This window comes from Oribacterium sp. WCC10, from assembly GCF_900113415.1.
Classification (GTDB): Bacteria; Bacillota; Clostridia; order Lachnospirales; family Lachnospiraceae; genus Oribacterium.
Window position 1 is genome coordinate 20,441 of record NZ_FOPH01000016.1, and the last position, 14,007, is coordinate 34,447.

The window sequence follows — 14,007 nt, forward strand, 5'->3', positions numbered from 1 at the left end:
ATACCTCTTTAGATTATTCCCTTGAGTATTCCGGCAGGAAGATCCACATGGAACACATTCTGGAAAAGGAAGTAAACTATGACCACCATAGCCAGTGTATAAATGTAGATAAGCGGTTTTCTTTCGCCCTCATACCACTGGATACCGCAAAAGATAAGCATTCCGGCAGGAATAAATCCAAGTATCCTGGTAAGTGCCACAAACACTACCAGTGCGCCTATAAGAAGCAGCTCTTTTCTTTCATTTTCCCAGGCGAATTCATAAATATGCTCTTTATGGAAAACGAGACTTTGTACCAGAAGTATGATGGAACAGATAAGTATGCCAACCAGACATATACCGGGTATTATTCTTGGGCTTGGCGCTCCCGAATCCCACATGGGAAGTCGCACCTGTGTGGGCATTACCAGAAGCATGATGACCGAAAACAGTCCCATTACGATACCCGCCAGAAGGTTGGTTCTGATTTTAATTGTTTTTTTCATAAGAAAATCTCCAAAATAGACCAAAACAGCCCGGCACTGCACAAAGGCAATGCCGGGCAGCTCTTAAGTTTTTAACTTATTAATAATTCAATGAACAACTATTTATACCTGATAACCAGAATCAGTTCTGACCGCTGAGAAGCTTGAAAGCCTCTACCGCTGCCTTACATGCATCCTCATAGTGCTGAACATCATCCTGTCCGTAGATCTCTGTATCGTTAAGCATGATGCTTGCAATGAAATCCTTGTACTCGTCTGTTGCCCAGACATCCTTTGCAACCTGAACGACTGCATCCTGCCACTCCTGAGATGCACCCTTACGTGTTGCAAGAGAACCGCCCGCAGGAAGGATTGACTTTGTATAGTCCTTAGAAGCATCAAGATCAGCTGCCATATCAGCGCCTGCAAGTGAAGGAACTGTTATATCGCCCTGAGGTCCCTTGAAACCTGTGAATGCCTTGTCAGAGAATGCAAGAACCGGAATAAGATTTCCTGCTTCAACATCTTCCTGTGCAGCCTGTGTTGTACCTACGAAACAATCAACTTCACCATCTGTGAGACCCTTCTTCTGAGCAGCACCACCGTCATAAGGTACTACCATTACCTTTCCGCCCTCCTGAGCAAGAAGTGAACCTAAAGCAAGATGTGGGTCTGAAAGAGGGTTTCCACCGGACATCTTAAGTCCGCCGCTCTTTGCCTTCTCGATAAGGCCGCCAAGTGTCTGATCAGGTGTTGTGTAAAGGATCCAGGTTCTGTCGTCTACTGTTGCAAGTGGAAGGATCTCGCTTCTGTCGAAATCAACAACTTCTGTATTGAACTGCTTTCCGAGATCATGACGATAAGCTACACCGTATCCGTAAACGAGAAGATCTGTTGTGCTTGGATCTTCCTGTGTAAATGCTGTTGCTGCTGCAAATCCGTCACCGCCTGTCTGCTGCTCAACGATGAAGTTGTACTCAGGATGAGTCTTTGTTGCTACTTCTGCGAACTTTCTTGCGATGATATCTGCTGTTCCGCCTACGCCGTAAGGGCAGATAACCTTAACTGTCTCACCGCTTCCTGTTGCTGCCTGCTTTTCTTCAGCTTTTGTCTCTGCTGCTGATTCTGTCTTGGCAGCTTCTGTCTTGGCTGCCTCTGTTGCAGCTGAAGGTGCGCTTGAGCTGCCGCATGCAGCAAGTGATGCTGCCATTGCTGTTGCAAGGATTCCTGCCAATAACTGTTTTCTCATAGTAACTTCCTCCTGTTTACCTATGTAAATATTTTTCTCGGTCTTATGACCTTTTGATTTTTAAATTTAAGATGTTAATTTTCCTAAATACGCCTTATGCTCAATGATCTCGATACGGTGAGACTATGAATTGATATCCATACAGTCATGGAAACGCTGAATTAATAAGTGGTTTCTCAGAATAAGAGCTTTATTCCCATCAGTAAGAGAAGAACAAATGTCACGATCATAAATGTATGCTGGCTCATTCTCTTATAAAGCATTGAACCTATCTTCAGTCCTCCGAACAAAAACGGTGCTGCACATACTGTAGTAAGCATGAGCTTGACATCCCAATATCCTGATCTCAGATCATCCATAAGAACCAGAGTATTCAGAAATATCCAAACCGTCGATATGGTGGTTCTGAACTGATTTTTCTCCGGAATACGCTTTGCAAGATAGCTTATGAGAAGCGGGCCTCCGCTGACAAAAATTCCATGAATCACTCCGGCTACCGGAAGCAGCAGACAGGATAATCCCGAAAAAGCCCTGCCCTTATCGCTTTTCTTCGCTTCGCTCTCCGTATCAACTTTCAAAGTCCCATTTATATCTGAATCTGTTTCAGCATCCGGCCTTTCTTTTTCCAATGCTTCTTCAGAATGAACTTCACCTGACTTTTTTCCGGAGCCTGTCATAAGCTCCTTGATAAGCCCTTGTATCGATACTGCTATAACAAAAATGCCAAGCACCAGATAAAGCAGCTTTTCTTTTCCGAGAAGCATATCCTTAATGCATATTCCCGCCAGTATTCCGACAGACATTATGGCCACTATCTTCCACAATTCCTTCCATACTACATATTTCCTGTTTCCGAGAAATACATAGATTCCACTGAATAATCCAAGAATATTCAGTACCGGTTTTGCTACCGGGTACCCCACCAGCATGAGTCCGAAGGGCATGGCGAGAAGTGTTCCCGCAAAGCCTGTGACTCCATGCATGATGTGGGCGAGAAAAATATCAAGAAAGAAGTAAAGATAATTAGTACTAAGCATCTGTGTTCCTTTTCAGCCCGTCTTTATGTTAATGTTAAGAATCTGCTTTATTGTGCCGGATACCTCGCTGCAATCAACTGCGCCTGCCGTATTTATCAGTAATGTTTTCGAAAAGTTCTCTGTATCCGGAAGACTTTCTGTAAAATACAGGCGGAAATCCAAGTTCCGCATCTACAACATTTATGCCCTGACCGTAGCTTCGTCCTGTCCAGAAGTGAATCCACTCATCATCCGGAAGAAAAACTTCTCTCTCAGTCTTTCCGGCTTCATAAACCGGCGCTACCAGCACATCTCTTCCAAGGAGATATTCAAACTGCTCCGTATAGCAGCGTGGCTCATCATAATGAAGGAACAGCGGTCTCTGAACCGGAATTCCCTTTTCATGATTTTCCTTTACGGCATCCTTTGTGTACTGTGACATCTCTCTGTAAATATCTACAAGTCGTGCCATCCTTCTGATACCGTCTTCATCATCATAGAACTGATAACAGTCGTCCGGTCTGTTCCCCTCGTGAGTTCTCATAACAGGTGTAAATGCTGCCATCTCCGCCCATCTCATGAAAACTTCCTTGGTTCTGACATTGCCGAAAAGTGATGTATAACCACCAATATCGCTGTGACTTAATCCGCAGCCCATCATTCCCGAGCCTAACGCCGCTGAAATGACTGTGCATAAACCGTCATGTCTTGAGAAATCAACCGACTGATCTCCTGCCCAGAGAAGTGTGCAGTACTTTTGGCTTCCCGCAGCTCCTGCTCTCATGAAGTAAACTATCTTACCGAGGTTTCCCGTCCCGGAAACCGCTTCGTAATTGCATTTTGCCCAGAGAAGCGGCCAATGATTATGCTCAACCATAGCCTCTTTTCCGCTGTGAAGCACGATATCGTCAGTTGGAAGGTATTCACCGAAATCCGCCATCCATCCGTCGATTCCTATGTCAATACTGTACTTCTTGATGATTCCCTTGAACCACTCGAAGGCTTCCGGGTTTGTAAGATCCACCGCACCGCAGTAGAACTCACCGAAATCCACAAGATATGTGGTACCATCGTGGCGCTTTGCGAAATATCCCTTTTCTTCGCCTTCTTTAAACAGCTCTCCGTCATTTACAAGATATGGATTCACATAACCAAGGAATTTAATTCCCTTTTTGTGAAGCTCTGCTATCTTCTCAGGAAGATCCGGATACATCTCTTTGTGATAATGCCAGTCCCACTGAAGTCTCTTGCCGAAGCTTGTGATTCTCTTGCCGCACCAGTCCTGACACCAGATTCCCGAAAGCTTTACGCCTTTCTCACGTATCTTTTCCGCAAGTCCGAAGGACCTTTCATTTCCGCCCTGAACTCCGAAGATAAGTCCGTTATATACCCAGTCGGGAAGTTCAGGCTGTCTTCCGAAGTATGCTGTTTCCTTTAAAAGAAGTTCTTCAAAATCCTTTGCTGCCTCTATGCGTATAGAAGCGGGAACCTCCCAGATCTGAAGCTCATGGAACTCATCATTTCTGAAATCAAAATCAGCATAGGCTGTTGAATCAACATGGAGATAATATCTTTTTGATGAAACGAAGGTAGGCTCAGGATAGTTCGTATTGTAGTAGTCCCCTCCGGCCTTGTTCTCAACGTCCGATCTCCAGGTTACATATGTTGTTTTATCTCTGCCGACTCCCGGCTCTGATGTCCAAAGGGGGAAATGTCTCCCTCTAAGGTCAAAATAGGACATCTGCTCACCGCAGCCATAGATATGCTCATCCTTGTCGGCTGCGACTCTGAACCAGAACCTGTTTATGGCCGGATCATGATTCTCAAATTTTATTTCCGCACACTCACCCTTTAGGGTAACTGTGGCTGTTATCTTTCCTTCAAAATCAAGGACAGTGGTTCCGTCTTTTTCTTCCGAAGAAGTAAGTTTCAAAGGAACTTTATCTTCCACATAATCCTCGATCTTGAAATTTCCTCTGTACATATCAACAGATTCTTTTCCATGACCTATGTAGATCATGGGCTTATCCGAATCTGCGGAAAGTATGATTCTGTCACCTTCTGTAAGTTTTAATGTCTGACCAATAATCTGTAATTCCATACTGCCCTCTTTTGTTTTCTATATTGAAGCGTTTATCTGTCACGAAGGCTGCGCCGCCGCTTCACAGTGACGGCTGCACCCCGTGATCATGGCAAAAGTTTCAATAATGGAGTTCCTTATTTGGTCCGATGACTCCTGTAACCGCTCCCTGTTTTACCAGTGGTTCTCTCTCAGGATGACAGATGACCCATTTGTTTCTCTGAAGAAGCAGCTCGCTTTCCTTGTCTACCGGCGAAAGCTTCTCAAGCGGTGTGTTGGTTCCCTTTGGCAGGATCACAACTCCCTTGAATCCTTCATCCGTCACTCTGCAGGGTGAAAGGTGAAGAGTTGTCTCATACATCTCTATCACTGTGCCCTTCGGCACGAAGAATACCTGCACATCCTTAATGTCATAGGTATTATCCTTTATGTCCCAGACATGTCCGAGACAAAGCATAAAGTCTGTAACGGCAATGTTTATCTCGCTGCCCTTGTGATACTCGAAACCGTTGTATGTGGTGTTTCTGCCGTTGCAGTATCCGATTTCTATAGGCATCCCTCCGTACAGAAGATTCTCAACCTTCTCTTTTACGGCCAGGTTCTCCATTTCGGGAACCGATGCTACATAGACATTGCCCTGCTCCGGAATAGGAGTTTCTTTTTCCATATAAGCGATAACTTCCGAAAAATCGTATCCTGTGACTACACGTCCGTAGGTCTTGAAGGCTTCCGGGTCAAGAACTGACTTTACAGAAACATCATTAACTTCATTTAAATGCTTTAAAAGCTCCATAATTATTCATAGATAAACGGTCATCTCCCCTGTCGTTATTTTCCCCGTGGATCAACCACCGCCATCTTTCATTCCCCTTTTACAGTTACTCTCTTTATGCCTTTTCAGATCTTACAACCTTGATGGTCGCCGAGAAGTCTTCCTTGGCAAATCCCATCTCCATAGCCTTGTCGTAAACTCTTACTACATTCATCTCACCCGGCATAGGAAGTCCCTTCTCCTCAGCAAGCTTCTTGCAGATGTTCACATCCTTATACATGTTCTCGATGGAGAAGGCTGTTGCGAAATCATTCTTCTCGATAACGTCCTTCTTGCTGTCCAGATAGAAGTTCTGTCCGCCGCCGTAGGAAATAGCTGTTGCGAAAGTCTGAATGTCTATTCCGCAAACTGCTGCAAGGTTTGAAACTTCATTGACACCGTTCTGAATCTGTCCGACAAGTGCATTGTGAAGGATCTTCATGGTGATTCCGGTTCCGTTCTCACCCATACGGATGATGTTCTCACCCATGTAGGAAAGGATAGGACGAACTGTATCATAAAGTTCTTCGTCACAACCAACGTAGATTCCAAGCTTTCCTGCGATTGCTGCAGGCTTTGACTTAACTACGGGAGCATCTGCGAACTGAGCGCCTGTTTCCTTAACCATCTTTGCGATCTCAACTGAAACGCTTGGGTCGATGGTACTCATATCGATGCAGATCTTGCCTTTTCCAAGTTTAGGAAGGATTTCGGTATAAACCGCTCTTGAATGCTCTGACTTGGGAACCATGGAAATAATCACATCCGATTTCTCAGCGAGGTCAACATTGTTCTCAGCAGGAACTGCTCCCAGCTTTGCAAGTTCTTCAACCTTTGCTTTTGCAAGATCGAAACAATAAACTGTGTCGTCGTGCTTTTTTACTATATTTGCACACATTGACTCGCCCATGATTCCGAGTCCGATAAAACCAATCTTCATTGCTTCCTCCAAAGATCTTTTTCTTTTAGTTGTCAGATCTTCTATTCTCTGATTTTCTCCGATGATAATATCTTTTGTTTTTATATGTCCCGTCAATCAGCATTACTTCCTAACTTCATACCGATCGGCAGGCTCCTGTTACCTATCTCAGATTTATGAGATTACTCTGTTTTTGTGTTATCCCATGCATCGCAGAAGGTTCCGATTCCCTGAGTTGTGTATGCGTGGTGCTGAGCGCTCTTGTAGATTGCAAGACCTGCTGTGATAATGTCTGCACCTGCTACTGCGCAGTCAACCATCTGCTTTGGTGAACGGAGTGCTGCACAGATGATCTGTGTCTTTCCGTAGAAGCCATAGTTCTTATAGATGTCAACGATGTCCTTGATGTACTGTCTGCAGTCTTCGCCGTTGTCCTCTTTCCAGCCGATGAAAGGTGATACAAAAAGTGAACCGTTCTTAGCTGCGAAAATAGCCTGCGCAGGAGCAAATACAAGTGTAAGGTTTGTTCTGATGCCTTCCTTCTCAAGCTGTCTTGCTGCTGCTACACCAGCCTCTGTTGCAGGAATTTTGATAGCAAAGTTTGGAGAAACCTTTGCATACTTTCTTGCTTCAGCTACCATATCCTCTGTCTTGTCAAGATGTGGATTGATCTCGATGGAAACAGGGAATTTGTCGATACCCTCAAGGCCGTTTTCCTTAATCCAGTTTGCGATATCTGTGATTGCTGTTACGAATGGCTTTCCGCTAAGCATGATGTGCTTAGGGTTTGTTGTTACACCGTCAATTCCGAATGTCTTGTACGCATAGTCGATCTCATCTAATTTTGCACTATCAAGAAAAAACTTCATTACTTCCTCCTATTTTACGAGAACCCTTCCCCCCCTTTAAGTCTGTTTTTTTAGGTTAGGGCTTGTCTCGTCTGATGCTGTATTTGGTTCGCATCAATTAGTTAATTCAATTAATTAATTAGTATTATAGTGCGACTTGCACAATTGTAAAGAGCATAATCGACCATATATGCACCACTTTATGATTTTTGTGAATTCTATATCAAACATCAACTTAATTTTATCCAAATTGACAGCTTTTTAAGATTGTATTTTTGTAGTAAATATGCATTGCAGCCATCAGCTAAAATCCCACAAAAATACCACCCTTAACTTCCATGGCCATAAAGAGCTCATGAAATATCAAGGGTGGTTTTACTTTCAGACTTCTCACATTAATAATGGCAGCGCACCATTAATGTTTGAATGTCAGGTATCTTATATTCTCTTTTAAACTATGATATCACGTAAGGACGTTTTTTGCGGCCTGGGCGTGAGGAATATGGGAGGAACGCGTGAGCGCAAGGCGGATTCACTTGTCCAGTTTCCAGAAATCGAGATTCATCACTGCGCTTCCTTTTGCTGAAAAGCTTATTTTTCCTGCATCTTCAGGAGCATATACTGTTGACGAACATGTACTTTCCCCATCATTGACAAAAATTTCAGCGGAAAATCTGTCAAGAAGTATACGAAGCTTAAGCCTGCCGCCATTATATCTCACAGGGAACTCTCTTTTGTTATTTATATCATTCGGGAATCCGGAATAGGTTCTGTCGAAGATGGCTATACCATCCTCCGGTCTGTAAATAAAGTCTGTATGGAAATCAGCATTTGAATGGAATGATATCTTAAATTCCCTAAAACTCTGTCCGTTAGGCACAAGCTCAAGTTCCATATCGCAAACCTTCCCGGAAACCCCGGGAAGAGTTGTCTCATGAAGAAGATCTACATCCCTGTATGCAGCATGCTCCTTTCTGTAACTCTCGATTTCTCTCACCGGTCTCTGATAAAGTCTGCCGTCTTTACAGCTCAGCTCTCTCGGAAGAATCATCTGACCGAACCACTTCTGTCCCTCGGGCACCGCCTTACAGGACTCCCATGACTGCATCCATGCTGTCATGATCCTGCGGCCATCCTCGGATTTAAGAGTCTGCATGGCATAGAAATCAAGGCCGTAATCTATGGCAGATACACTTTCGCGTACAAAGCTGTGATTTTTCCTGTCATAGCTTCCCACAATCACGATATTACCGTTTCCATTGTGAAATTCCAGTGTTCTGGCCTGCATGAACTGAGGAGAGGTAAATATAAAGTGTTTACCGTCAAGTTCAAAAAAATCAGGGCACTCCCACATCTTTCCATATTCATTTCGGGAACGGTCAAGCACTGTTACAAACTTCCATTCTTTTCCGTCCTTACTTTCAAAAAGAAGTATGGCACCGCTTCCGTCCTCTGTTCTGTTGCCGGCCACTATGTAGTAACAGTCATCCTCTTCATCAAACCATATCTTAGGATCTCTGAAATCCACTGGACTCCAGCCCTCAGGAATACTTTTATGATCTATCACCGGATTATGCCGGAATTTTTCATAATCAGCTCCATCTCCGAAAGCAAGACACTGGGTCTGTCGTATGATTTCTTTTCCTTCCTTATATTCGGATTTCACTCCGGTATAGACCAAAAGCTGCTTTCCGTCCTTTGTTTCAACCGCGCCGCCTGAAAAGCATCCGAAATTATCATAGGATTCATCCGGAGCTATAGCCGCAGGTAGATAATCCCACTTCACATAGTCCTTTGATACCGCATGGCCCCAATGCATGGGACCCCACTCTGTTTTGTATGGATAATACTGATAAAACTGATGGATCGTTCCCTTATAAATCGAGAATCCGTTGGGATCGTTCATCCATCCTGCCCGGGGCGAGAGATGATATACGGGTCTTTCATCCTCACCTATATATCTCTCTGTCTCTTTCTCCTGCTCTCTGGCCTTTTTCAGTAATTCACTAATCATACTTTTCCCTTCACTTCCGTCGACATTCCCCTCTTTAATTTTACAGGCAGTGTAATGACTTTTTTCTCCGGATTCTTTCCTTCTATTCTCATCTCAAGCTGTTTGAAGCACTCTCTTGCAAGTTCCTTGATGGGCTGCTCTATAACGGTTATGGTAGGATATGACATCTCTATAATATCTGTTCCGTCATAGGAAACTATCTTCAGATCCTCAGGTATGCGCTTTCCTGACTTCAGGGCTTCCTTTTCGATATTGAGTGCTATAAGATCTGTGCCAAACACTCCGTCTATATCTCCATGCCTTTCAAAAAAATCTTTACACAGATTTTTGTTATACTCATAGCCCAGGCTGTTCCACCTGGTGTAGACATTGATCACCTCAACGCCCCTGTCTCTCAGTACCTTTTCAAAAGTATCATGCCTTATGACAAACGGTGCCGAGGTATTTTCTTCATTTCTGAATTGAGCTACTTTTCTGCAGCCTGCCGCCAACAGCTCTTCAGCAGCCATCCTTCCTCCGGCTTCATGATCCGATCTCACGCACGGAATCATATCTCCCAGATCTCTGTCAAGTGCTACAACCGGACGTTCAACCGCTGCATACTGCTCAATGTCCAATGTATGAGAGGCCACCACTATCCCATCCACCAGCTTTTCTTTGAGCATCTTCAGGTACTGATACTCATAATTCTCTTTAAACCAGGTGTTGCAGAGCATCATCCTGTATTTATGCTCTGCAAATATCTCCTCCAGTTCATTTACAAAGGCGGAAAAAAACGGATGATCTATCTCAGGGATAATAACCGCGATTATACCGTTTTTATTGCGGTACAGATTTCTGGCTACAGCATTGGGCGTATAGTCAAGCTCCCGAATAGCATTTTCTATGCGTTCTCTCGTCTCTTCCTTTACGTAGCCCGTATCATTAATGACACGCGATACGGTGGCAACTCCAACCCCTGCCAGCTTTGCCACTTCCTGTATGGTTGCCATAGCTCCTTACTCCTTTCCTTCCGTCTTTCCTTAAATCAAAAAACCTACACATATTTTTGCATATTCCCTGCGCATCATCAACCTGCATCTCATCATCCCTTTATTCCGGAGGAAGCTATTCCTTCCACATAGTATTTCTGCATGAATATGAACATGAGGATCATAGGTACCGCAGAGATCACAAGTGCCGCCATGATGGCGCTGTAATGAACAGGCTGCGTTCCGAAGAACACCTGAACAGCCAGCTGAATAGTTCTCTTTTCCTCTCCGGTCATAACAAGAAACGGCCACATAAAGTCATTCCAGTGAGCTACAAAATCAAGGATGAATACTGTCGCATAAACCGTTTTTGAGATAGGAACCACTATGCTGAAAAAAGTCCTTATATGTCCGCTTCCGTCGATATATGCAGCTTCGATCAACTCATCCGGAATATCGGAAAAGAACTGTCTGAACATGTATATCGAAAAGCACTTCGGGATGAAAGGGATAACCAAAGCCTGAAGTGTATTGACCCAGCCAAGCTGTGACATCTCTATGTAGAGAGGAAGCATGATAGCCTCCATGGGAAGTACCATGAGTGCTATGACCAGATTAAGTATAAGTCCCTTACCCTTAAAATCAAATTTTGCAAGTGCATATCCGCAAAGTGAATTCAGAAACAGGTCTCCCACAAGAATCAAAGCGATATAGCAGAATGTATTTTTCAGAACATTCAGTATATTAAGTCGTGTGAATACCTCTATGTAATTGTTTATGGATGCATGTGTCGGAATAAATGTCCTTATGGAATTCATATTGGCAAATATCTCCGCCTCAGGTTTCAGCGATGCACTCACCATCCACAATAGCGGCGAAACAAAGATGATGCCGATGATTAAATTCCCCAGATAAAAAAGAAATTTACTTATTATTTTTTGTCTTTCAATCGAACTGGTTCTGCTGCTCATGAAATACCCCTTTCAGTCTCTCAGTCTTTCGGCATGGTCAAACGTTTCATAACAAGTGACATCGTTACAACGATGATGAAAAACACAGCTGCCGCAGAGCAGGCATATCCAAAATTACCTTCCTGAAAACCTTCGGTATAGATATAGTAGACCAGTGTTTTGGTTGAGTTCTGCGGACCGCCCTTTGTCATGACATATGGCTGCGTAAAAAGTTTCATAGCCTGTATCATAGTTATCATCACAACATACTTTATGGTTGATTTAAGTCCGGGCAGCGTGATATAGACCAGTTTCTGGAAAGCCGTTGCACCGTCAACCGAAGCAGCTTCATATTGGGATGACGGAATAGCCTGAAGTCCTGCGATGAAGATCATCATCTGGTATCCTGCTCCCTGCCATGCAGACATGAAAATGATCGAATTCATGGCAGTCTTTTTATTACTCAGAAAATTGATGCTCTCCATCCCCAGACTTTTAAGCAGTGAATTGATGAGACCTGTAGATGGATTTGAATTGTACAGGATCGTCCACAGTATAGATATGACAACCATGGAGGTGAGCTGTGGAGCGAAGTACATGGTTCTGAAAAAAGCGACTCCCCGTGTTTTCGCCGCAACCAGAAGTGCAAGTCCTAAAGCCAGAGCCGTCTGTACAGGAACTACAACTACCGTAAAGTAAATTGTGTTTTTAAACGCCTGCCAAAAATCTTTGTCCTGAAAAAGCTTTATATAGTTTTCTATATTAATGAAAGTCATGTCCTGCGGCCGCATTATCTGATACCGAAAAACTGAAAAATACACGGTATATATCATCGGTACAAGAAGAAATGCTATGAGCAGAAAAACCGATGGTGTTACGAGTACTGCCGCTGAGGTACTTTCATTTCTGTTTTTTACATTATTTACCTTTACCATAGTAAGTTCCTCTTATGCAGTCAGCGCTTAAGCGCCGACTGCTGTTTTATCATACATGATACCTTACGCATCACTTTGCATAGTATGTATTGTAGTCTTCTTGAAAATCTGCGGCCACGCTGTCAAGCTGCTCCTTGATGTAAGCTTCATCAACCTTATGATCTGAAGCTGCTGCGGAGAATATGTTAGACATAGCCTCTGCATACTTTGTAGAGAAGGACGCATAGGACGGAGTACGTGGACGAGGTACTGCAGTATGGTTAAGCTGTTCAACCATCAGTGAAAGCGGGTAATCCTTGTAAGCAGCCATTGACTCAGTCTCATAAGAAGAATTTCTGGTGGCAGGCTTTGCAATTGCTGCAGCATATGTAGCAACATTGTCTGTATTCATAAGCCACTGTAAGAACTTTCCTGCAGCGTCAACATTCTGGCAATCCTTTGAAATAGCTGCTGACCAGTCTCCGCATGGTGAAACCGCCTTCTTTGTATCATCGGAAACCGGATAGTAGGTTACTCCCCAATCAAAGTCAGCATTATCTGTTAATGTTGCCACATCCCATGAACCACCCAGCATGGTAGCACATGCCTTGTTAAGGAACTCATCTGTAATCGGCTCTATGTTTGCATATCCGTCTGCTATAAGCTGCGCAAGGAAAGCGCTGGTCTTCACTGCCTCATCACTGTTTACATATCCATCTGCCGTATCTCCTGTCTCGTTGATATAGTCCTTACCCTGTGAGATATACATAGGTTCCAATGCATAAGGAATTCCTTCACCATGATCCATGATGATATGTGTTCCCACATGATCCTCAGTTGTACACTTTTCAGCTATATTACGAAGCTCTGACCATGTAATAGGGTTATCAACAGTCCTTTTATCGATGTCATCCACATCGATTCCTGCTTCTCTGAGCATGTCTTTGTTGTAGTAGAAGGCAACAGATGATTCCGTCGCGGAAATGGCATAAGTCTTTCCGTCATATGTGCACTGGGCAACTGTTGAAGGAACAAAATCCTTCAGATCCTCTGCCGTAAAGTATTTATCCAGAGGCACTATGATATCATTCGCTGCATAGTAGGAAACCTGAGGCCCGTCCACAAAGAAAATGTCCGGAAGAGAATTTGATGTGACAGCTGTTGCAACTTTATTGTCATAAGCGTATGAATCCGAACGATCTATAGCATCTCTTTTTACCTGTATATCAGGATTTGCCTTGTTCCACTCATCAATTTTTTCTGCCCACCATTTTTCCACAGATTCCTTATCTGTAGGACTCCAGATAGTCAAGCTTGCTGCTCCGTCTGAAGCGCCTGAAGCTGCAGAAGTTGACTGAGCCGGTACTGCTCCCGCGTTTGAAGCTCCGCCGCATGCAGTAAGTGATACGGCCATAACTGTCGAAAGAATGGTTAATAGGTTCTTTTTCATTGGATCTCCCTTTCTCTGCATTACATATACAGTAGTAACGTCGTTTTTGTGGAACCCGTTCCATATGTTGCCTTTTATAATGCACAACCAGAAAAGTTGTGCATTATCCCCTTCAATCCATTAATGGAACCCGTTCCATATGTTGCTTTTAACTATAAACATCTTTTGGATTTCTGTCAAGCCTTTAATATGATATAAGTGTCAAAAGTCTTCCTCCACTTGTGCTTGCACAAAAGTGGAGGATAGACTTCATGACACGCCCCACATGACTGGTGGCAGATTCCGTAGGAATCTGGCATATAGCACCAGCCCTTCGCGAAG

The 14,007-nt window shown here is 43.7% G+C and carries 12 protein-coding genes; all 12 read right to left on the reverse strand.

Going from position 1 to position 14,007, the window contains the following annotated elements:
• Positions 1-8: 8 nt before the first annotated feature.
• Positions 9-485 (reverse strand): tripartite tricarboxylate transporter TctB family protein, encoded by a 477-nt coding sequence (locus tag BM294_RS11500; RefSeq protein ID WP_091208367.1) that lies wholly within the window; start codon positions 483-485, stop codon positions 9-11.
• Positions 486-606: 121 nt separating this feature from the next.
• Positions 607-1,713 carry a type 2 periplasmic-binding domain-containing protein gene (locus BM294_RS11505; protein ID WP_091208369.1) on the reverse strand — a complete coding sequence of 369 codons (1,107 nt, stop codon included), beginning with the start codon at positions 1,711-1,713 and terminating at the stop codon, positions 607-609.
• Between the two features lie 176 nt (positions 1,714-1,889).
• Entirely contained in the window at positions 1,890-2,750 is an 861-nt protein-coding gene (locus tag BM294_RS11510) for a sulfite exporter TauE/SafE family protein (protein ID WP_091208372.1), read from the reverse strand.
• Between the two features lie 73 nt (positions 2,751-2,823).
• Positions 2,824-4,830 (reverse strand): alpha-glucosidase, encoded by a 2,007-nt coding sequence (locus BM294_RS11515; RefSeq protein ID WP_091208375.1) that lies wholly within the window; start codon positions 4,828-4,830, stop codon positions 2,824-2,826.
• Between the two features lie 100 nt (positions 4,831-4,930).
• A complete protein-coding gene (locus tag BM294_RS11520; protein ID WP_091208379.1) occupies positions 4,931-5,602 on the reverse strand; it encodes a DUF4867 family protein in 672 nt (223 codons plus the stop codon).
• 94 nt (positions 5,603-5,696) lie between these two features.
• Positions 5,697-6,560 (reverse strand): NAD(P)-dependent oxidoreductase, encoded by an 864-nt coding sequence (locus tag BM294_RS11525; protein ID WP_091208507.1) that lies wholly within the window; start codon positions 6,558-6,560, stop codon positions 5,697-5,699.
• Positions 6,561-6,721: 161 nt separating this feature from the next.
• Positions 6,722-7,408 (reverse strand): transaldolase family protein, encoded by a 687-nt coding sequence (locus tag BM294_RS11530; protein ID WP_036611113.1) that lies wholly within the window; start codon positions 7,406-7,408, stop codon positions 6,722-6,724.
• Positions 7,409-7,919: 511 nt separating this feature from the next.
• On the reverse strand, positions 7,920-9,401 hold the full coding sequence (locus BM294_RS11535; RefSeq protein ID WP_175494655.1) for a glycoside hydrolase family 32 protein: 1,482 nt from the start codon (positions 9,399-9,401) through the stop codon (positions 7,920-7,922).
• On the reverse strand, positions 9,398-10,393 hold the full coding sequence (locus tag BM294_RS11540) for a LacI family DNA-binding transcriptional regulator (protein WP_091208382.1): 996 nt from the start codon (positions 10,391-10,393) through the stop codon (positions 9,398-9,400). The genes BM294_RS11535 and BM294_RS11540 overlap by 4 nt, the downstream gene beginning before the upstream one ends.
• 92 nt (positions 10,394-10,485) lie before the next feature.
• Positions 10,486-11,343 carry a carbohydrate ABC transporter permease gene (locus tag BM294_RS11545; protein ID WP_091208385.1) on the reverse strand — a complete coding sequence of 286 codons (858 nt, stop codon included), beginning with the start codon at positions 11,341-11,343 and terminating at the stop codon, positions 10,486-10,488.
• Between the two features lie 20 nt (positions 11,344-11,363).
• Complete coding sequence (locus BM294_RS11550; protein ID WP_091208388.1) at positions 11,364-12,257, reverse strand: carbohydrate ABC transporter permease; 894 nt, start codon at positions 12,255-12,257, stop codon at positions 11,364-11,366.
• Between the two features lie 70 nt (positions 12,258-12,327).
• Entirely contained in the window at positions 12,328-13,686 is a 1,359-nt protein-coding gene (locus BM294_RS11555; RefSeq protein WP_091208390.1) for an ABC transporter substrate-binding protein, read from the reverse strand.
• Positions 13,687-14,007: the final 321 nt, after the last annotated feature.